Consider the following 23,887-nt stretch of genomic DNA (forward strand, 5'->3'; position numbering starts at 1 on the left):
GCTACCCGGGGGACGTCCAGTCGCCCGAGGACCTGTGGCGGCTCGTCAGCGAAGGCGTCGACGCCATCACCGACTTTCCCGCCGACCGCGGCTGGGACCTCGACCGGCTCCTCGACCCCGACCCCGACCGGCCCGGCACGTCCTACGTCGCCAAGGGCGGGTTCCTGGCCGGCGCGGCGGCGTTCGACCCCGCCTTCTTCGGGATCGGCCCGCGCGAGGCGACGGCGATGGACCCGCAGCAGCGGCTGCTGCTGGAGACCTCCTGGGAGGTGATCGAGCGGGCGGGCATCGACCCCGCCGCGCTGCGCGGCAGCCAGACCGGCGTCTTCGTCGGCGCCATGAGCCAGGAGTACGGCCCCCACCTGCACGACGGCGCGGCCGGCTTCGACGGCTACCTGTTGACGGGCAACACCGCGAGCGTCGTCTCGGGCCGCGTCTCGTACGTCCTCGGACTGCAGGGCCCGGCCGTGACGGTGGACACCGCCTGCTCGTCCTCGCTCGTCTCGATGCACATGGCCGCGCAGGCGCTCCGCAACGGCGAGTGCGATCTCGCGCTGGCCGGCGGCGTCGCCGTCATGGCCACGCCGGGCATGTTCGTGGAGTTCAGCCGCCAGCGCGGGCTCGCGGCGGACGGCCGGTGCAAGCCGTTCGCCGCGGCGGCCGACGGCACGAGTTGGGCGGAGGGCGTCGGGCTCGTCCTCCTCGAACGCCTCTCCGACGCGCGGCGGAACGGCCACCGGGTCCTGGCGGTCGTCCGCGGCTCGGCGGTCAACCAGGACGGCGCGTCCAACGGCCTGACCGCCCCCAACGGGCTGTCGCAGGAGCGCGTGATCCAGCAGGCCCTGGCGAGCGCCGGCCTGCGGGCGCGAGAGATCGACGCCGTCGAGGCGCACGGCACGGGCACGCGGCTGGGCGACCCGATCGAGGCGCAGGCGTTGATCGCGACCTATGGCGAGGGGCGTCCGGAGGATCGGCCGCTGTGGCTGGGGTCGTTGAAGTCGAACATCGGCCACACCATGGCCGCGGCGGGTGTCGGCGGCGTCATCAAGATGGTGATGGCCCTGCGGCAGGGCCGCCTCCCGAGGACGCTGCACGTGGACCGCCCGTCCTCCCACGTGGACTGGTCGTCCGGTGCGATGCGGCTCTTGACGGAGGAGCGGGCCTGGCCGGAAGCGGATCGTCCGCGCCGGGCGGGGATCTCGTCCTTCGGCATCAGCGGCACCAACGCGCACCTCATCATCGAGCAGGCTCCGGAGGACGGTGAGGGCCGGGAGGTCCCGGAGCCTGAGCCGGTGGTGGTGACGGACGGGACGTTGCCGTGGGTGGTGTCGGCGAAGTCCGAGGCGGCCCTTCGGGGGCAGGCGCGGCGGCTGCTGGATCATCTGGATGCCTTCCCGGAGGTGTCGCCTGCGCAGGTGGGGCATGCGCTGGTGGCGGGCCGTTCGGTGTTCGAGCACCGGGCGGTGGTGATCGGCCGGGAGCCCGGCGACTTCCGGGACGCGTTGGCGGCGCTGGCCGCAGGTGAGCCGTCCCCTCGCGTGGTCACCGGTGCGGATGCCTCTCGCCCGGGCAAGACGGTCTTCGTCTTCCCGGGGCAGGGTTCGCAGTGGGCCGGCATGGGCGTGGAGTTGATGCGCTCCTCGCCGGTGTTCGCCCAACATCTGACCGCGTGTGCGGAGGCGCTGGAGCCGTTCACCGGCTGGAACCTGATCGACGTGCTCGGACAGGTGGCGGGTGCTCCGAGCTTGGACCGGGTTGATGTGGTCCAGCCCGCCCTGTGGGCGGTGATGGTCTCGTTGGCTCGCCTGTGGGAGCACCTCGGCGTCACGGCCGATGCAGTGGTGGGGCACTCCCAGGGAGAGATCGCCGCCGCCCACATCGCAGGTGTGCTGTCCCTAGAGGATGCCGCCCGCGTCGTGGCGTTGCGCTCCCAGGCGATCGCCCGCATCGCGGGCCGGGGCGGGATGGTCTCCCTGCCGTTGCCCGTGGCCGAGGCCATGGCCATGGTCGAGCGCTGGGAAGGGCGCCTGGCCGTCGCCACGGTCAACGGGCCGTCGGCCACCGTCGTCGCGGGTGACGGCGACGCCGTCGATGAGCTGCTGGCCCACTGCGAGGCGGAGAACGTTCGTGCCCGCCGCATCCCCGTCGACTACGCCTCCCATTCGTCGCACATGGAGGCCCTCCGCGAGGAGCTGCTGGAGGTACTGGCTCCGGTGCGTCCGGGGCAGCCGGACGTGTCCTTCTATTCGACGGTGGCCGGCCATGTCGGCGGCGCGATGAGCGACACGACGCTGCTCGGCGCGGACTACTGGTACGAGAATCTGGCCACCACCGTCGACTTCCAGGCCGCCACTCGTGCGCTGCTGGACGATGGGCACACGGTGTTCATCGAGGTCAGCCCGCATCCCGTCCTCACCCATCCTCTGCAGGAAACCGCCGAAGCGCGCGGTGGCGCTGACCAGATCGCCGTGACCGGCAGCCTTCGCCGGGACGACGACACGTGGCAACGCGTCCTGATCTCCCTGGCGACTGTTCACGCCCATGCCGCTCTGGATTGGTCTGCTTTCTATCCGGCGACCCGGCCGACCCATCTCGATCTGCCCACCTACCCCTTCCAGCACCAGAACTACTGGCTGGAGAGGCGCGAGAGCGCGGGGGACGCGGCTGCGGCTGGGCAGGCGGCGGTCGGGCATCCGTTGCTCGGTGCGGCGGTGGAGTTGGCGGCCACGGGTGGCACGGTTCTGACCGGTCGGCTGTCGTTGGGGTCGCATGGGTGGCTGGTCGATCATGCGGTTTCGGGGACCGTCCTGCTGCCGGGTACGGCGTTCGTGGAGATGGTGCTGCGCGCGGGCGACGAGGTCGGCTGTGACCATCTCGAAGAGCTGACACTGCAGGCGCCGCTCGTCCTGCCCGCGACAGGCGGTGTTCAGTTGCGGGTCGAGATAGAGGAGCCGGACGACACCGGGCGGCGTTCGGTGACCGTCCACTCCCGGCCTGATGACGTGGGGACGGGTGCGTCCTGGACCTGTCACGCCACGGGTGTGCTCGCTTCCGGTGATCTGACGCCGTCCGCATGGGATGCGCGGGTGTGGCCGCCGGCCGGAGCGGCACCGGTGGAGACCGGTGAGTTGTACGCGTCGCTGGCCGATCTCGGCTATCAGTACGGCCCGACCTTCCAAGGGGTGCGAGCGGTATGGCGGCGGGGCGACGAGGTCTACGCCGAGGTGGCTCTGGCGGAGGAGCAGCACGGGGACGCGACCGCCTTCGGTATTCACCCTGCCCTGCTGGACGCGGCCCTGCATGCCGGGCTCGTTTCGGACGGGCAGGGCGAAGGGCCGCCGAGGTTGCCGTTCGTGTGGTCTGACGTCCGTCTGCACGCGACCGGCGCGACGAACGTGCGGGTGCGACTCATCCCCTCGGGGCGTGACGCTCTCGTGGTGGACGTCGCCGACGCCGAAGGCGCGCCGGTGGCGTCGATCGGTTCGCTGGCGTTGCGCCCTGTCGATCCGGAGAAGCTGGGCGGGGCGCGGGACGTCCTGCAGGATGCGCTCTTCCGGATGGATTGGGTGAGCCGTGCCGTACCGGAGCCCGAACGCAGGTCGCTGGCGCTGGTCGGTGACGACGGACTCGGCCTGAGCACCGTTCTGGACGGCGGGCGCTACGCGGATCTGTCCGTGCTGGGTGACGAACTCGCCGTCTCCCGGCCCGATTCTGTCGTGGCATGTTGCCCGCCCGGTGATGCTGCTGATCCTGTCGCCGGGCGCGGTGTGCTGCTCGGGGCGTTGTCCGTGGTGCAGGCATGGTTGGCCGATGAGCGTTTCGCGGACATGCGGCTGGCCGTGGTCACGAGCGGCGCGGTTGCGGTCGACGGCACGGAGAAGCCCGATCTCGCGTCGGCACCGGTGTGGGGTCTGCTGCGGTCTGCGCAGACGGAGAACCCGGACCGGTTCGTCCTTGTCGATGTCGATGAGGACGAGCGTTCGCTGCAGATGTTGCCCGCCGCGCTGGCCTGCGGTGAGCCGCAGTTGGCGGTGCGCGGCGGCGAGGTCCTGGTGCCGAGGCTCGTCCGGGCTCAGACCGACGACGCGCTGACGCCCCCGCAGGACGAGACCGCCTGGCGGCTGGAAGCGACCAGCCCCGGAACCCTCGACGCGCTGTCCCTGGTGGCGGCCCCCGACGCGATGGCGCCGCTGCTGCCGCACCAGGTCCGGGTCGACATGCGGGCGGTCGGGCTGAACTTCCGGGACGTCTTCGTCGCGCTCGGCCTCCTCCAGGGCGACGCCTCCCTGGGCATCGAGGGCGCCGGGGTGGTGACCGAGGTCGGTTCGGACGTGACCGGGCTGCGGCCGGGCGACCGCGTGATGGGGATGATGCCCGGCGCGTTCGGGCCCGTCGCGGTCACCGATCACCGCCTGGTCGTACCGATGCCCCGGACCTGGTCGTTCGAGGACGCGGCGTCCGTGCCGATCGTCTTCGCGACCGCGTACCACGGCCTCGTGAACCTGGCCGGGCTCCAAGCGGGCGAGAAGGTCCTCGTGCACGGCGCCGCCGGTGGTGTGGGGATGGCCGCGGTGCAGTTGGCGCGGCATCTGGGTGCTGAGGTGTTCGGCACGGCGAGCACCGGCAAGTGGGCCGTGCTGCGGGAGTCAGGGCTGGACGACGAGCACATCGCGTCGTCGCGCACCGTCGAGTTCGAGGAACAGTTCCTGTCCGCCACGGACGGCCAGGGGATGGACGTCGTCCTGGACAGCCTGGCCGGGGAGTTCGTCGACGCCTCCCTGCGGATGCTGCCGCGCGGGGGCCGGTTCATCGAGATGGGCAAGACCGATGTCCGCGATCCGGAGGAGGTCGCCGAAGCCCATCCCGGCGTCGAGTACCAGGTGTTCGATCTGATCACGATCTCCCTGTCGGAGCCGGAGCTCGTCCAGCGGATGCTGACCGAGCTCGTCGCGCTGTTCGAGCGCGGTGTGCTCACCCATTCGCCGGTCCGGACGTGGGACGTGCGGCGGGCGCCCGAGGCGTTCCGGCTGATGAGCCGGGCCGGGCATGTCGGCAAGATCGTTTTCACCGTGCCGCGGGGTTGGGATCCGGACGGGACGGTTTTGATCACTGGTGGCACGGGTGGGCTTGGTGGGTTGCTTGCCGGTCATCTGGTGCGTGAGTACGGGGTTCGGCGCCTTCTGCTGGTGAGTCGTCGGGGTTCGGAGGCGGTGGGTGCGGGGGAGTTGGTGGAGGGCCTGGCGGGGTTGGGTGCCGAGGTCCGGGTGGCGGCGTGTGATGTCGGTGATCGTGCGGCATTGGCGGGTCTGCTGGCGGAGGTCTCGGCGGAGGCGCCGCTGACTGCGGTGGTGCATGCGGCGGGTGTGCTGGAGGACGGTCTGGTGTCGGCGTTGTCGCCTGACCGGCTTGAGGCGGTGCTGCGGCCGAAAGCCGATGCCGCCTGGCACCTCCACGAGCTCACTCGCGACATGGACCTCGCCGCGTTCGTCATGTTCTCTTCGGTGATGGCCGCGATCGGCGGCGCGGGGCAGGGCAACTATGCGGCGGCGAACGTCTTCCTCGACGCGCTGGCCGAGCACCGCCGGGCCCAAGGGCTGCCGGCGACATCGCTGGCCTGGGGCTTCTGGGATCAGCGCAGCGACATGACAGCGGACATAGGGGAGGCGGACCTGGCCCGCTTCGCCCGCGTCGGCCTGGTGCCGCTTCGAACGGACGAAGGGCTCGCCTTGTTCGACGCGGCCGTGGCTCTCGGTGAGCCGGCGGTCGTTCCTGCGCGGCTGGATGTCGCGCGGTTGGCGCAGGGTGGGGATGTGCCTGCGGTGCTCGGTGCGCTGGTGCGTCCGCGTGCCGTCCGGCGTACTGCTGCCACGGGTGGTCCGGCGGCGGGTGGGGAGCGGTTCGCGGGGATGTCGGCGGCCGATGTCGAGCGTGAACTGCTGGAGTTGGTGCGGGCTCATGCGGCGACGGTGCTGGGGCATGCGACGCCGGAGGCGGTCCGTCCGGACGCCAAGTTCAAGGAGCTGGGTTTCGATTCGCTGTCGGCGGTGGAGCTGCGCAACCGGCTGAGTGCGGCGATCGGCCGGCGCCTGTCCGCTACCGCCGTCTTCGACCATCCCACCCCGGCCGGGCTGGCCCGGCACATGCTCGGTGAGGCGGCGCCCGCCGCCGAGCCCGTGGCCATGGCCGCCGCGCTGGACGAACCCGTGGCCATCGTGGGCATCGGATGCCGGCTTCCGGGAGGCGTCGCTTCTCCGGAGGAGTTGTGGGAGCTGGTCGCGTCTGGCACTGAGGCGATCTCGGGGATGCCTACGGATCGCGGCTGGGACGTCGATGGGCTCTACGACCCGGATCCAGGACGTCCAGGCAAGACCTATGCCCGTGAGGGCGGGTTCCTCTATGACGCGGGCGAGTTCGATGCGGGGTTCTTCGGGATCAGTCCGCGTGAGGCGACGGCGATGGATCCGCAGCAGCGGCTGCTGCTGGAGACCGCGTGGGAGGCGTTCGAACGCGCGGGTATCCGCCTGGAGTCGGTGCGCGGCACCCAGACCGGCGTGTTCGTCGGCGCGCTGTCACAGGAGTACGGCCCTCACCTGCACGAGGCCGTGGAGGGCGCCGAGGGCCTGCTGCTGACGGGCCGGACCACCAGCGTGATCTCCGGTCGGCTGGCCTACTTCCTCGGGCTGGAAGGCCCGGCGATCACCATCGACACGGCGTGCTCGTCGTCGCTGGTCGCGTTGCACCAGGCTGCGCAGGCGCTGCGACAGGGGGAGTGCACCCTCGCAGTGGCCGGTGGTGTGTCGGTGATGGCCACACCGGGCTTCTTCACCGAGTTCAGCCGACAGCGTGGCCTGGCGGCCGATGGCCGGATCAAGGCGTTCGCCGACGCGGCGGACGGCACGGGCTGGGGTGAGGGCGTCGGTGTCCTCATCCTGGAACGACTGTCGGACGCGCAACGCAACGGTCACCAGGTGCTGGCGGTCGTCCGTGGCTCGGCGGTCAACCAGGACGGTGCGTCCAACGGCCTGACCGCTCCTAATGGTCCTTCGCAGGAGCGTGTGATCAGGCAGGCGCTGGCCAACGCGCGCGTCCAAGCCGACGAGGTCGACGCGGTCGAGGCCCACGGCACAGGGACCACGCTCGGCGACCCGATCGAGGCGCAGGCCCTCATCGCGACCTACGGCCAGGGACGCCCGGCAGACCGGCCGTTGTGGCTGGGGTCGTTGAAGTCGAACATCGGTCACACCATGGCCGCCGCCGGTGTGGCCGGTGTGATCAAGACCGTGATGGCTCTGCGGCACGGTCAGATGCCCAAGACACTTCACGTGGACCGGCCGACGTCTCACGTCGACTGGACTTCGGGCGCTGTCGAGCTGCTGACCGAGCAGCAGCCCTGGCCGGACACCGGACGTCCCCGCCGGGCCGGGATCTCCTCCTTCGGCATCAGCGGCACGAACGCGCACCTCATCATCGAGCAGGCTCCAGAGGAGGGTGAGGGCCGGGAGGCCCCGGAGCCTGAGCCGGCGGCGGTGACGGACGGGACGTTGCCGTGGGTGGTGTCGGCGAAGTCCGAGGCCGCACTTCGGGAGCAGGCGCGGCGGTTGCTGGATCATCTTGTTGTCAGTCCGGAGGCGTCGCCTGCACAGGTGGGGCATGCGTTGGTGGCGGGACGTTCGGTGTTCGAGCACCGGGCGGTGGTGATCGGCCGGGAACCCGCCGACTTCCGCAACGGCCTCGCCGCACTCGCCACGGGTGAGCCTTCCGCCGATGTGGTCTCCGGTGAGGCGGCGGCCGAGCCGGGCAGGACCGTCTTCGTCTTCCCAGGGCAGGGTTCGCAGTGGGCCGGCATGGGCGTGGAGCTGATGCGAACCTCGCCGGTGTTCGCCGAGCACCTCACCGCGTGCGCGGAGGCGCTGGAGCCGTTCACCGGCTGGAACCTGATCGACGTCCTCGGCCAGGTGGAAGGGGCCCCGAGCCTGGACCGGGTGGACGTCGTCCAGCCCGCGCTCTGGGCGATGATGATCTCCCTGGCGCGCCTGTGGGAGCACCTGGGCGTCACCCCCGACGCCGTTGTGGGCCACTCGCAAGGCGAGATCGCCGCCGCCCACATCGCCGGAATCCTCACCCTGGAAGACTCCGCCCGCATCGTGGCGCTGCGCTCCCAGACCATCACCCACATCGCGGGCCAAGGCGGCATGGTCTCCCTGCCACTCCCCGCGGCCGATGCCGCAGACCTGATCGAACAGTGGCGGGGACAGCTGGCGGTCGCCACGGTCAACGGGCCGTCGGCCACCGTGGTCGCCGGTGACAGCGATGCCGTGGAGGAGTTGCTGTCGTATTGCGAGCGCCAGGACATTCGGGCTCGGCGAATCCCGGTGGACTACGCCTCCCACACCTCGCACGTGGAGGCACTGCACGGCGAGCTGCTGGAGCTTCTGGCGCCAGTCGAACCTCTACCGGCGACCGTCGGGTTCTACTCCACGGTGGCCGGTCATGCCGATGGCGCGATGCGCGACACGACGGCGATGGGCGCGGCGTACTGGTACGAGAACCTGGCCACCACCGTCGAGTTCCAGGCGGCCACACGTGCCCTGCTGGACGATGGGCACACCCTGTTCATTGAGGTCAGCCCGCACCCCGTCCTCACCCACCCGCTACAGGAGACCGCCGAACAGCACCCAGCGGGCGAACAAACCCTGGTCACCGGCACCCTCCGCCGTGACGAGGACACCTGGCATCGCGTCCTGACCTCCCTGGCCACCGCTCACACGCACGCCACCCCCGACTGGGCGGGCTTCTATCCCAGTGCTCACCCCGCGCAGCTCGACCTGCCCACCTACCCCTTCCAACGCCAGCACTACTGGATCCAGGGCACCAGCGCCGCCACCGACGCCCGAACTCTCGGCCTGCAAGCCGCCGAGCACGGTCTCCTCGGTGCGGCGGTGGAGTTGGCGGAGTCGGGTGGCACGGTTCTGACCGGCCGGTTGTCGCTGGGGGCCCATGGGTGGCTGGCCGACCATGCGGTTTCGGGAACTGTCCTGTTGCCGGGTACGGCGTTCGTGGAGATGGTGCTGCGCGCGGGCGACGAGGTCGGCTGTGACCATCTCGAAGAGCTCACTCTGCAAGCACCGCTCGTCCTGTCCGGGACTGATGGGGCGCATCTCCAGGTGGAGGTAGGGGAGCCGGACGACACAGGACGGCGTTCGGTGACCGTCCACTCCCGGCCTGATGGCGTGGGGACGGGTGCGTCTTGGACCTGCCATGCAACAGGTGTGCTCGCTTCTGGTGATCCAGTGCCGTCTACATGGGACGCGAGGGTGTGGCCGCCCGCCGGAGCGGTGCCGGTGAAGACCGGTGAGGTGTATTCGTCGCTGGCCGATCTCGGCTATCAGTACGGCCCGACCTTCCAGGGGCTGCGGGCGGTATGGAAGCGGGACGAGGAGCTGTTCGCCGAGGTCGTCCTTCCCGAGGAGGGGCATGCGGAGGTAGGGGCTTTCGGGATTCACCCAGCCCTGCTGGACGCGGCCTTGCACGCCGCCGTCCTCCCAGAGACGAAGCAGGAGCTGGAGCCTCCGAAGTTGCCGTTCGTGTGGTCTGACGTCCGTCTGCACGCGACGGGCGCGACGAACGTGAGGGTGCGACTCGCCCCGGCCGGCAGTGACACCCTCGCCGTCGAGGTCGCCGACATCGAGGGCGCGCCGGTCGCGTCGATCGGCTCACTAGCGTTGCGCCCGGTCGACCTGGAGAAGCTGGGCGGGGCACGGGCCATCCTGCACGACGCGCTGTTCCGCATGGATTGGGTGAGCCACGCGCTACCGGATTCCGATGGCGGATCGCTCGCGCTGGTAGGCGAGGACGGCCTTGGCCTCAGCACCCTGCTGGACGGCGTGCGGTACGAAGATCTGTCCACGCTGGGGGACGAACTCGCTCCCGGAATTCGCCCCAGACTCGTCCTGTCCTGCCACCTGCCTGTTCCTGGCGCCGACGCTCGCGGCGAGGTGCTCAGGGCGCTGTCCGTGGTCCAGGCGTGGCTGGCCGATGAGCGTTTCGCGGACATGCGATTGGCCGTGGTCACTCGCGGCGCGGTTGCCGTCAACGGCACGGAGAAGCCCGATCTCGCCTCAGCACCGGTGTGGGGTCTGCTGCGGTCTGCGCAGACGGAGAACCCGGACCGGTTCGTCCTTGCCGACGTCGATGAGGACGAGCGTTCCCTGCAGCTCTTGCCCGCCGCGCTGGCCTGCGGTGAGCCGCAGCTGGCGGTGCGGTGCGGAGAGGTTCTTCTCCCGAGGCTGACCCGGGCGGCGGCGGACGGGGCGCTGGCACCTCCGCACGAGCGGACGGAGTGGCGGCTGGACGTGACCAGCCGCGGGACCTTCGACGCGCTGTCCCTGGTGGCGGCTCCCGAGGCGGCGGAGCCATTGCTGCCGCACCAGGTCCGGATCGCGGTGCGGGCGGCCGGGCTGAACTTCCGGGACGTGCTCATCGCCCTGGACACGTACCCGGGAGAGGCGTCGATGGGCGTCGAGGGCGCCGGGGTGGTGACCGAGGTCGGTTCGGGCGTGACCGGGCTGCGGCCGGGCGACCGGGTGATGGGGATGGTGCCGGGGGCGTTCGGCCCCGTGGCGGTGACCGATCACCGTCTGGTCGTGAGGGTTCCCGACGGTTGGTCGTTCGAGGACGCGGCGGCGGTGCCGATGGTGTTCGCGACGGCCTACCACGCGCTGGTGAACCTGGCCGGGCTGCGGCCGGGCGAGTCGCTGCTGGTGCATGCCGCCGCCGGTGGTGTGGGGATGGCCGCGGTGCAGCTGGCGCGGCATCTGGGCGTCGAGGTGTTCGGCACGGCGAGCACGGGCAAGTGGGTTGCGCTGCGGGAGTCAGGGCTGGACGACGAGCACATCGCCTCGTCCCGGACGCTGGAGTTCGAGGAGCGGTTCCTGTCGGCGACCGGCGGCCGGGGCGTGGACGTGGTCCTGGACTGCCTGGCGGGAGAGTTCGTGGACGCCTCGCTGCGGCTCCTGCCGCGCGGTGGCCGGTTCGTCGAGATGGGCAAGGCCGACGTCCGCGACCCCTCGGAAGTGGCCGAGGCCCATCCCGGCGTGGAGTACCAGGCGTTCGACCTGGCCGAGTTCGCTCTCGCGGAGCCGGAGCGGTTCCAGGCGGTGCTCGCCGAGTTAGCCGGACTGTTCGAGCGCGGTGCGCTCACGCATTCGCCCGTCCGGACGTGGGACGTGCGGCGGGCGCCCGAGGCGTTCCGCGTCCTGAGCCAGGCACGGCACATCGGAAAGATCGTGCTGACCATGCCGCCGGTGTGGAACCCGGACGGGACGGTCCTGATCACGGGCGGTACGGGGACCCTGGGTGCCTTGCTCGCCCGCCATTTCGCGGAGGAGCGGCGGGCCGGGCATCTGCTGCTGACCAGCCGCCGCGGCCTGGACGCTCCGGGCGCCGCCGACCTTGCCGCCGAGCTGACCGGCGTGGGTGTGAAGGTCACCGTCGCCGCGTGCGACACCGCCGATCGCGACGCGCTCGCCGACCTGTTGGCGGGGATCGCCGAGGAGCATCCGCTCACCGCCGTCGTCCACGCCGCAGGTGTGCTCGATGACGGCATCATCTCCTCGTTGACCGCCGAGCGTGTCGAGAGCGTGTTCCGTCCCAAGGTCGACGCGGCCTGGAATCTGCACGAGCTCACCCGTGAGATGGAGCTTGCCGAGTTCGTGCTGTTCTCCTCCGTGGCGGGCGTCCTGGGCAATCCCGGCCAGGGCAACTATGCGGCGGCGAACGTCTTCCTCGACGCGCTGGCCGGGCACCGCCGGACTCAAGGGCTGCCTGGGACGTCGCTGGCGTGGGGCTTCTGGGATCAGCGCAGCGACATGACGGGAGACATGGGAGAGACGGACCTGGCCCGTTTCGCCCGCGTCGGCCTGGTGCCCCTCCGATCGGACGAAGGGGTGGCGCTGTTCGACGCGGCGCTCGCCCTTGGGGAGCCGGCGGTCGTTCCCGCGCGGCTGGATGTCGCGCGGTTGGCGCAGGGTGGGGATGTGCCTGCGGTGCTCGGTGCGCTGGTGCGTCCGCGTGCCGTCCGGCGCACCGCTGCGGCCGGTGGTCCGGTGGCGGGTGGGCATCGGTTCGCCGGGATGCCCGCCGCCGACGCGGAACGCGAACTGGTCGAGACGGTGCGCGCGCACGCCGCGATCGTGCTGGGGCACGCGAATGCGGAGGCGATCCGGCCGGACGCCAAATTCAGGGAGATCGGGTTCGATTCGCTGTCGGCGGTGGAACTGCGCAACCGGCTGGCCGGGGCCATCGGTTTGCGCTTGCCGGCGACGGCGATCTTCGACCATCCGACTCCGGCCGCGTTGGCGCGGTATGTGCGCCGTGAACTGCTGGGTGAGGCGGTGCCTGCCGCCGAGCCCGTGGCCGTGGCGGCGGCGTTGGACGAGCCGATCGCCGTGGTGGGCATCGGATGCCGTCTGCCGGGGGGTGTCCGGTCGCCCGAGGAGCTTTGGGAGTTGGTCGCGTCCGGCAGTGAGGCGATCTCGGGGATGCCGACCGATCGTGGCTGGGACGTCGATGGGCTTTACGACCCGGATCCGGGCCGGGCGGGGAAGACCTATGCCCGTGAGGGCGGGTTCCTGTATGACGCGGGCGAGTTCGATGCGGGGTTCTTTGGGATCAGTCCGCGTGAGGCGACGGCGATGGATCCGCAGCAGCGGCTGCTGTTGGAGACCGCGTGGGAGGCGTTCGAGCGCGCGGGGATCCGCCCGGAGTCGGTACGCGGCACCCAGACCGGCGTGTTCGTCGGCGCGCTGTCACAGGACTACGGATCACTGACCGACACCGCCGGATTCGACGGTTACCTGCTCACCGGCAGGACGACCAGCGTGATCTCCGGTCGGCTGGCGTACTTCCTCGGGCTGGAAGGCCCGGCGGTGACCGTGGACACGGCGTGCTCGTCGTCGTTGGTCGCGCTACATCAGGCGACGCAGGCGCTGCGTCAGGGGGAGTGCACCCTCGCGGTGTCCGCCGGTGTGTCGGTGATGGCGACGCCGGGCCTGTTCACCGAGTTCAGCCGACAGCGTGGCCTGGCGCCCGACGGCCGGATCAAGGCATTCGCTGACGCGGCGGACGGCACCGGCTGGGGTGAGGGCGTTGGTGTCCTCATCCTCGAACGGCTGTCGGACGCGCAACGCAACGGGCATCCCGTGCTAGCGGTCGTCCGTGGCTCAGCGGTCAACCAGGACGGCGCGTCCAACGGCCTGACGGCTCCTAACGGTCCTTCGCAGGAGCGTGTGATCAGGCAGGCGCTGGCCAACTCGGGCCTGTCATCGCAGGAGATCGACCTTGTCGAGGCGCACGGCACCGGAACGACTCTGGGCGATCCGATCGAGGCGCAGGCGCTGATCGCGACCTACGGCCAGGGGCGTCCTGAGGGACGGCCGTTGTGGCTGGGGTCGTTGAAGTCGAACATCGGTCACACGATGGCCGCCGCTGGCGTCGCGGGTGTGATCAAGACGGTGATGGCTCTGCGGCACGGCCAGATGCCCAAGACGCTTCACGTGGACCGGCCGACGTCTCACGTCGACTGGACCTCGGGCGCCGTCGAGCTGCTGACCGAGCAGCAGCCCTGGCCGGAGGCCGACCGTCCGCGTCGGGCCGGGATCTCGTCCTTCGGCATCAGCGGCACCAACGCGCACCTCATCATCGAACAGGCTCCAGAGGAGGGTGAGGGCCGGGAGGCCCCGGAGCCTGAGCCGGCGGCGGTGACGGACGGGACGTTGCCGTGGGTGGTGTCGGCGAAGTCCGAGGCCGCACTGAGAGAGCAGGCGCGGCGGCTGCTGGACCACCTCGATGACCATCCGGAGGCGTCGCCCGCGCAGGTGGGTCATGCGTTGGTGGCGGGACGTTCGGTGTTCGAGCACCGGGCGGTGGTGATCGGCCGGGAGCCCGCCGAGTTCCGGGGTGCGCTCGCGGCGCTGGCCGACGGTGAACCCTCACCGCATGTGGTCACCGGTGAGGCGGCGGCCGAGCCGGGCAGGACGGTCTTCGTCTTCCCGGGGCAGGGTTCGCAGTGGGCCGGCATGGGCGTGGAGTTGATGCGCACTTCGCCGGTGTTCGCCGAGCACATCACTGCATGTGCCGCAGTTCTGGAGCCGTTCACCGGTTGGAACCTGATCGACGTCCTCACCCAGACCAACGACGCTCCCGACCTGGACCGGGTGGACGTCGTCCAGCCCGCGCTCTGGGCGATGATGATCTCCCTGGCGCGCCTGTGGGAGCACCTGGGCGTCACCCCCGACGCCGTAGTGGGTCACTCGCAAGGCGAGATCGCCGCCGCCCACATCGCCGGAATCCTCACCCTGGAAGACTCCGCCCGCATCGTGGCGCTGCGGTCCCAGACCATCACCCACATCGCGGGCCAAGGCGGGATGGTCTCCCTGTCCCTCCCCGTCGCGGACGCCGAGGATCTCATCGCCCCATGGGCGGGCCGGGTGGCCGTCGCCACCGTCAACGGCCCGTCGGCCACCGTCGTCGCGGGCGACGCCGACGCGCTGGGCGAGATCCTCTCGCTCTGCGAGCGCGACGGTGTTCGCGCGCGGAAGATCCCGGTCGACTACGCCTCCCACTCTCCGCACGTGGAGGCTCTCCACGACCAGCTCCTCGAACTGCTGGAGCCCGTGCGTCCGCGCCAGGCCGAGGTGGCCTTCTACTCGACAGTGGCCGGTCATGCCGACGGCGTGATGAGCGACACGACGACGATGGGCGCGGAGTACTGGTACGAGAACCTGCGGACCACTGTGGCGTTCGAGGCGACCACACGCGCCCTCCTGGACGACGGACACACCGTGTTCATCGAGGTGAGCCCGCACCCCGTCCTCACCCACCCACTCCAGGAAACCGCCGAAGAGCACGGCGGCGCCGACCAGATCGCCGTCACCGGCAGCCTTCGCCGCGACGAGGACACCTGGCACCGCGTCCTGGCCTCCCTGGCGGTTGTTCATGCCCATGCCGCCCTGGATTGGTCCCGTTTCTATCCGGCGACCCAACCGACACATTTCGATCTGCCCACCTACCCCTTCCAGCACCAGGGCTACTGGCTCAAAACAACTGCGAAGGCAGGAGATGCGGCTGCGGCTGGGCAGGCGGCGGTCGGGCATCCGTTGCTCGGTGCGGCGGTGGAGTTGGCAGGGACGGGTGGCACGGTTCTGACCGGCCGGTTGTCGTTGGGAGCGCATGGGTGGCTGGCCGACCATGCGGTTTCGGGAACCGTCCTGCTACCGGGTACGGCGTTCGTGGAGATGGTGCTGCGCGCGGGTGACGAGGTGGGCTGCGACCTTCTTGAAGAGCTCACCCTTCAGGCGCCGCTCGTGCTGCCCGCGACTGGCGGGGTTCAGTTGCGGGTCGAGACAGGAGAGCCGGACGAAACCGGACGACGTTCGGTGGATCTGTACTCCCGCCACGATGCTGACGGGACGAGCGAGCCCTGGACGTGCCATGCCACGGGTGTCTTGGCTTCTGGTGATGCAGTGCCGTCCACCTGGGACGCACGCGTGTGGCCGCCGGCCGGAGCGGCACCGGTGGAGACCGGTGAGGTGTACTCGTCGCTGGCTGCCCTCGGCTATCAGTACGGCCCGACCTTCCAGGGGTTGCGCTCGGTATGGAAGCGGGGCGAGGAGCTGTTCGCCGAGGTCGTCCTGCCCGAGGAAGGGCACGCGGAGGTAGAGGCTTTCGGCATTCACCCGGCCCTGCTGGACGCGGCCCTGCATGCCGAACTGGTTTCGGACGAGCAGGGTGACGGGCCTCCGAGGTTGCCGTTCGTGTGGTCTGACGTCCGTCTGCACGCGACCGGTGCGAAGAACGTGCGGGTGCGACTTGCACCGGCCGGCGCCGACACCCTCGCCGTGGAGGTCTCCGATACCGAGGGCGCGCCGGTCGCGTCTATCGGCTCACTGACATCGCGTCCTGTCGATCCGGAGAAGCTGGACGGGGCGCGGGACATCCGTCACGACGCGATGTTCCGCATGGAATGGGTGAGCCACTCCGTACCGGATTCCGAGGGAGGATCGCTGGCGCTGGTCGGCGAGGACGCACTCGGCCTCAGCGCTGCACAGACGCGGCACTACGCGGATCTGTCCATGCTGGGCGACGAACCCGCCGATTCCAGGCCCGATCTTGTCCTGACCTGCAGTGCACCCGGTGATGCTGCCGATCCCGTCGCCGCTCGCGGCGTGCTGGTCAAGGCGTTGTCCGTGGTGCAGGCGTGGCTGGCGGATGAGCGATTCGCGGACATGCGGCTGGCCGTGGTCACTCGCGGCGCGGTCGCGGTCGACGGCACGGAGAAGCCCGATCTCGCCTCCGCACCGGTGTGGGGCCTGCTCCGCACCGCCCAGACAGAGAACCCGGATCGCTTCATCCTCGCCGACGTCGATGAGGACGAGCGTTCCTTCCGGATCCTGCCCGCCGCGCTGGCCTGCGGTGAGCCGCAGCTGGCGGTGCGCGACGGAGAGGTCCTGGTACCGAGGCTGACCCGCGCCGCCGGGGGACTGACGCCCCCGCGCGACCAGGCCGCGTGGCGGCTGGACGTGACCAGCCGCGGGACCTTCGACGCGCTGTCCCTGGTGGCGGCCCCCGACGCGATGGCGCCATTGCTACCGCACCAGGTCCGGATCGCGGTGCGGGCTGCCGGGCTGAACTTCCGGGACGTGCTCATCGCCCTGGACATGTACCCGGGCGAAGCCTCGATGGGCAACGAGGCCGCGGGCACCGTCGTCGAGGTCGGATCGGAGGTGGCGGGACTCGCGGTCGGCGACCGGGTGATGGGGATGATCCCCGGCTCGTTCGGTCCGCTGGCGACCGTGGACCGCCGGCTCGTCGCCCCGGTTCCCGACGGCTGGACCTTCGAGCAGGCCGCTTCCGCGACCACGGTGTTCCTGACCGCGATGTACGCCCTGGTGGACTTGGCCGGGCTTCAGGCGGGCGAGAAGATCCTCGTCCATGCCGCCGCCGGTGGTGTGGGGATGGCCGCGGTGCAGCTGGCGCGGCACCTGGGTGCTGAGGTGTTCGGCACGGCGAGCACCGGCAAGTGGGTTGCGCTGCGGGAGTCCGGGCTGGACGACGAGCACATCGCCTCGTCGCGCACCGTCGAGTTCGAGGAACGGTTCGCCGCCGCCACCGGGGGCGCCGGGGTGGACGTCGTTCTCGATTCGCTCAGCGGCGACCTGGTGGACGCGTCGCTGCGGCTGCTGCCGCGCGGCGGGCGCTTCATCGAGATGGGCAAGACGGACGTCCGCGATCCGGAGCGGATCGCGGAGCTGTACGCGGGCGTGCGCTACCGGGCGTTCGACCTGCTGGAGGCAGGTCCGGACCGGCTCGCCGAGATGCTGGCCGAGTTGGTGGAACTGTTCGAGGCGGGGGCGCTCCGGCCGCTGCCCGTCCGCGCGTACGACATCCGGCGGGCGCCCGAGGCGTTCCGGCTGATGAGCCGGGCCGGGCACGTCGGCAAGATCGTTTTCACCGGGCCGCGGGGTTGGGACCCGGACGGGACGGTTTTGATCACTGGCGGCACGGGTGGGCTTGGTGGAGTGCTTGCCGGCCACCTGGTGCGTGAGTACGGAGTCCGGCGTCTCCTGCTGGTGAGTCGTCGGGGTGCCGAGGCGGCGGGCGCGGCGGAGTTGGTCGAGCGCCTGGCGGCGTTGGGAGCAGAAGTCCGGGTGGCGGCCTGTGACGTCGGTGATCGTGCGGCGTTGGCGGATCTGCTGGCGGAGGTCTCGGCGGAGCATCCGCTGACTGCGGTGGTGCATGCGGCGGGTGTGCTGCAGGACGGTCTGGTGTCGGCATTGTCGCCCGACCAGCTTGAGGCGGTGCTGCGGCCGAAGGCCGATGCCGCCTGGCACCTTCACGAACTCACCCGCGACACAGATCTCGCCGCGTTCGTCATGTTCTCCTCCATGGCGGGCGTTCTGGGCAACGCGGCCCAGGGCAACTACGCGGCGGCGAACGTCTTCCTCGACACGCTGGCCCAGCGCCGTCGCGCCGAGGGCTTGACCGCAACTTCCCTGGCTTGGGGAATGTGGTCCGACCGCAGCGGCATGACCGGCCACCTGGATGACGCCGATCTGGCCCGCCTGGCTCGCTCGGGGATCACGCCCATCACGGCAGAGGAGGGCCTGGCGCTGTTCGACGCGGCCGTGGCTCTCGGTGAGCCGGCGGTTGTTCCCGCGCGGCTGGATGTCGCGCGGTTGGCGCAGGGTGGGGATGTGCCTGCGGTGCTCGGTGCGCTGGTGCGTCCGCGTGCCGTCCGGCGCACCGCCGCCACAGGCGGTCCTGCGGCGGGTGGGCAACGGTTCGCGGGGATGTCGGCGGCCGATGTCGAGCGTGAACTGCTGGAGATGGTGCGGGCCCACGCGGCGACGGTGCTGGGGCATGCGACGCCGGAGGCGGTCCGTCCGGACGCCAAGTTCAAGGAGCTGGGTTTCGACTCGCTGTCGGCGGTGGAGCTGCGCAACCGGCTGAGCGCGGCGATCGGCCGACGCCTGTCCGCCACGGCCGTCTTCGACCACCCCACCCCGGCCGCGTTGGCGCGCTATGTACGCCGTGAACTGCTGGGTGAGGCGGTGCTTGCCGCCGAGCCCGTGGCCGTGGCGGCGGCGTTGGACGAGCCGGTCGCCGTTGTGGGCATCGGGTGCCGCCTGCCGGGAGGTGTCCGGTCGCCCGAAGAGCTTTGGGAGTTGGTCGCGTCCGGCAGTGAGGCGATCTCGGGGATGCCGACCGATCGCGGCTGGGACGTTGACGGGCTCTACGACCCGGATCCAGGACGTCCAGGCAAGACCTATGCCCGCGAGGGCGGGTTCCTCTATGACGCCGGGGAGTTCGACGCGGGGTTCTTCGGGATCAGTCCGCGTGAGGCGACCGCGATGGATCCGCAGCAGCGGCTGTTGCTGGAGACCGCGTGGGAGGCGTTCGAACGCGCGGGCATCGACCCGGCCACGCTGCGGGGCAGCTCGACGGGCGTCTTCGTCGGCGCCGTGTCGCAGGACTACGGCTCGGCGCACGACACCGCCGGATTCGACGGGCACGTGCTGATCGGCAGGACGACCAGCGTGATCTCCGGCCGGTTGGCCTACTTCCTCGGGCTGGAAGGCCCGGCGATCACCATCGACACGGCGTGCTCGTCGTCGTTGGTCGCGTTGCACCAGGCGACGCAGGCGCTGCGCCAGGGCGAATGCACCCTCGCGGTGTCCGCCGGTGTGTCGGTGATGGCCACACCGGGCCTGTTCACCGAGTTCAGCCGGCAACGCGGTCTGGCGGCCGACGGCCGGATCAAGGCGTTCGCGGCATCCGCCGATGGCACCGGATGGGGTGAGGGCGTCGGTGTCCTCCTCCTGGAGCGGCTCTCGGACGCGCAACGCAACGGCCACCAGGTGCTCGCGGTCGTCCGTGGCTCGGCGGTCAACCAGGACGGCGCGTCCAACGGCCTGACGGCCCCCAACGGTCCTTCGCAGGAGCGTGTGATCAGGCAGGCGCTGGCCAACGCGCGCGTCCAGGCCGACGAGGTCGACGCGGTCGAGGCCCACGGCACAGGGACTACACTCGGCGACCCGATCGAGGCGCAAGCCCTCATCGCGACCTACGGCCAGGCACGCCCGGCAGACCGGCCGTTGTGGCTGGGGTCGTTGAAGTCGAACATCGGTCACACCATGGCCGCCGCCGGCGTCTCCGGCGTGATCAAGACCGTGATGGCCCTGCGCCACGGCGTGCTGCCGAAGACCTTGAACGTCGACGAGCCGACACCCCATGTCGACTGGACCTCGGGCACCGTCGAGCTGCTGACCGAGCAGCAGCCCTGGCCGGACACCGGACGTCCCCGCCGGGCCGCGGTCTCGTCCTTCGGCATCAGCGGCACAAACGCGCACCTCATCATCGAACAGGCCCCGGAGGACGGCGACGACTCCGATCACGACGCTCCGGAGCCGGCCGTCGCCACGGACGGGACGCTGCCGTGGCCGCTCTCGGCGAAGTCCGAGACCGCACTGAGAGAGCAGGCACGGCGGCTGCTGGACCACCTCGACCGCAGCCCGGAGGCGGCGCCCGCGCGGATCGGTCACGTCCTGGCGACTGGACGTTCGGCGTTCGACCACCGGGCGGTGCTGATCGGCCGGGAGCCCGCCGACTTCCGGGGTGCGCTCGCGGCGCTGGCCGACGGTGAACCCTCACCGCATGTGGTCACCGGGACTGCGGCGGCCGAGCCGGGCAGGACGGTCTTCGTCTTCCCGGGGCAGGGTTCGCAGTGGGCCGGCATGGGCGTGGAGCTGATGCGCACCTCGCCGGTGTTCGCCGAGCACCTCACCGCCTGCGCGGACGCGCTCGAACCGTTCACCGGCTGGAACCTGATCGACGTCCTCACCCAGACCAACGACGCTCCCGACCTCGACCGGGTGGATGTCGTCCAGCCCGCGCTCTGGGCGATGATGATCTCCCTCGCTCGCCTGTGGGAGCACCTGGGTGTCACCCCCGATGCCGTTGTGGGCCACTCGCAGGGCGAGATCGCCGCCGCCCACATCGCCGGGATCCTCACCCTGGAGGATTCGGCCCGCATCGTGGCGTTGCGCTCCCAGACCATCACCCACATCGCGGGCCAAGGCGGCATGGTCTCCCTGCCCCTCCCCGCGGCCGATGCCGCAGACCTGATCGAACACTGGCGGGGACAGCTGGCGGTCGCCACCGTCAACGGGCCGTCGGCCACCGTCGTCGCCGGCGACGGTGATGCTCTCGACGAACTCCTGGCCCAGTGCGACGCCCAGGGCGTCCGCGCCCGGAGGATCCCGGTCGACTACGCCTCCCATTCGCCGCACGTCCACCCGCTGCATGACGAACTCCTGGAGCTGCTGGCTCCGGTGCGTCCGCAGGACGCGGGCGTGGCGTTCTACTCGACCGTGTCCGCTCACGCCGGCGGTGCGCTGGACGACACGACGGTGATGGACGCCCAGTACTGGTACGACAACCTGGCCACCACCGTCGACTTCCAGGCGGCCACACGTGCCCTGCTGGACGACGGGCACACCCTGTTCATCGAGGCCAGTCCGCACCCCGTCCTGACGCACCCGCTTCAGGAGACGGCCGAAGAGCACGCGAGCACGGCCGAGGTCGCCGTCACCGGCACCCTGCGCCGCGACGAGGACACCTGGCAGCGCGTCCTGACCTCCTTGGCCACCGCTCTCACCCACACCTCCACGTCCTCCCAGTGGGCGGGCTTCTATCCGGGCGCTCATCCCGCGCACCTCGACCTGCCCACATACCCCTTCCAGCACCAGCGCTACTGGATCGACGGCCCCACCATCGCCGCCGACCCCAAGACACTCGGCCTGCACGCCGCCGAGCACGGCCTGCTCGGTGTCGACGTCGCGCTCGCGGACGGGGAGGGCCACCTGTTCACCGGGCACCTGTCGTCGCGCAGCCATCCGTGGCTCGCCGACCACGCCGTCCACGACGTCCCGCTTCTGCCCGGCACCGCGTTCATCGAGCTCGCCCTCCACGCCGGCAGCGTCATCGACGCGCCCCGCCTGGAAGAACTCACCCTCGAAGCGCCCCTCACGCTCCCGTCCCCCGGCGGCCTCCACCTGCAAGTGCGCGTGGCGGCGGCCGACGACGACGGACGCAGGGCCTTCACCGTCCACTCCCGGCCGGACGACGCCGAAGCCGGCGGCGCCTGGACCCGCCACGCCACCGGCGCCCTCGCCTCCGAGGCGGCCCCGGCCGCCCCGCCGGACACGGCCGCCTGGGCGGGGCCGGAGGTCTGGCCACCGGCGGGCGCGACCCCCGTGCCCACCGACGCCCTCTACGACGGCCTCGCCGCACGCGGATACCGCTACGGGCCCGCCTTCCAGGGCCTGACCGCCGCCTGGCGGCACGGCGACACCCTCTACGCCGAGGTGAGCGCCCCCGCCGGAGACACCGTCGGCACCGACCGCTACGGCATTCACCCGGCCCTCTTCGACGCCGCACTCCACGCCATCGCCGCCACCAGCCCCGGGCAGGGCCCGGACGAGGTGCTCCTTCCGTTCGCCTGCTCGGACGTCCGGCTTCACGCGGTGGGCGCGCGGGCGCTGCGCGTCCGGATCGTCCCTTCCGGCGAGGACACGCTGCGCGTCAGCCTCGCCGATCCGGCCGGGCGGCCCGTCGCCGAGGTGGCGTCGCTGGCCATGCGGCCGGTCCCCGCGGACCACCTGGCGAAGGCCGTCTCGGCGAGGCGGCCCGGCCACCTGTTCCGCCTGACCTGGACCCGCACGCCCGGCACGGACGACCTCAGTACCGGTCGCGTGGCGTTCGTGGGCCCGACCGTTCCCGAAGCGCTCGTTGCGGCACTGCCCGACGGAGTCGCGGTCGAGAGCCATCTGGATCTGGCGGCGCTGTCGACGGACGCCACCGCCGCCGTCCCCGACCTGGTCATCGCCACCGGCCTGCTGGGGCGTTCCAGCTCCGCCGAGGACGTCCCCGGCGCCGCGCGGGAGGCCGTCCAGTACGCCCTCGACACGATCAAGTCGTGGCTGGCCGAGGAACGGCCAGCGGATAGCCAACTTGTGTTCGTCACCGCGCGGGCTGTTGCCGTCGATGACGGCACCGAGTCGCCGAACCCTGCGGACGCCGCCGCCTGGGGGCTGATCCGTACGGCGCAGAGCGAGAACCCCGGCCGCTTCACCGTGATCGACCTGGACGACGAGGACCGCGTCCCTCCGGAGGCGTTCCGGGTGGCACTCGCGAGTGACGAGCCGCAACTGGCGCTGCGCGGCGGTGACGAGCCACGGCTCTACGTCCCCCGGCTCGTGCGGGAGACCCCGGTGGACGACGGCACGGCCGCGCCGGACCCGGCCACCGGGGGCACGGTCCTGATCACCGGCGGCACCGGGACCCTCGGCGCCCTGTTCGCCCGCCACTACGCGACGGCCCGGCAGGCCGGGCATCTGCTGCTGACCAGCCGGCGCGGTCTGGACGCTCCGGGCACCGCCGAACTCGCCGCCGAGCTGGCCGACCTGGGTGTGGAGGTCACGGTCGCCGCCTGCGACGCCGCCGATCGCGACGCGCTCGCCGCGCTGCTCGCGGCCGTCCCGGACGAGCACCCGCTCACCGGCGTGGTCCACGCCGCCGGCGTCCTCGACGACGGCACCGTCACCTCCCTGACCGCCGACCGCGTCGACCGCGTGTTCCGCCCCAAGGCTGACGCCGCCTGGCACCTGCACGAACTCACCCGCGACGCGGACCTCACCGACTTCGTCCTTTTCTCCTCCATGGCGGGCGTCCTCGGCAATCCGGGCCAGGGCAACTACGCCGCCGCCAACACCTTCCTCGACGCGCTGGCCCAGCACCGCCGCGCCGAGGGCCTGCCCGCCATCTCCCTGGCCTGGGGAATGTGGTCCGACCGCAGCGGCATGACCGGCCACCTGGACGACGGTCGGCTGGCCCGCCTGACCCGCCTGGGAGGCGAGCCCATCACCGCGGACGAGGGGCCGGCGCTGTTCGAAGCCGCCCGTGCCACAGGCGCCGCATGCCTGGCCCCCGTCAAGATCGTCCCTGCGCTGCTCCGCTCCGAGCTGGAGAGCGACACCCTTCCCGCCGTGCTGAAGGGGCTCGTCCCCGTTCCCGTCCGGAAGGCCGCCGCGGCCGCCGCGACGGCCGACGCCGGTGGCCTCCGCGACCGGCTGGCCGGCCTCTCCGCCGCGGACGCCGTGGAGGCCCTCGCCGCCCTCGTCCGGTCCCACGTCGCCCTCGTCCTGGGGCACGCCACGGCCGACGCGGTCGACCCCGACCAGGCGTTCAAGGACCTCGGGTTCGACTCGCTGACGGCGGTCGAGCTGCGCAACCGCCTCAACGCCGCCACCGGTCTCCGCCTCCCCGCGAC

The 23,887-nt window shown here is 71.3% G+C and carries 1 protein-coding gene; it reads left to right on the forward strand.

Translation table 11 applies throughout. The features are described 5' to 3' along the window. Positions 1-23,887 (forward strand): type I polyketide synthase (locus ETD96_RS46660; protein WP_138636915.1); only part of this gene is annotated, 23,887 nt, incomplete at both ends.

It is taken from the genome of Actinomadura geliboluensis (assembly GCF_005889745.1).
Lineage (GTDB): Bacteria > Actinomycetota > Actinomycetes > Streptosporangiales > Streptosporangiaceae > Spirillospora > Spirillospora geliboluensis.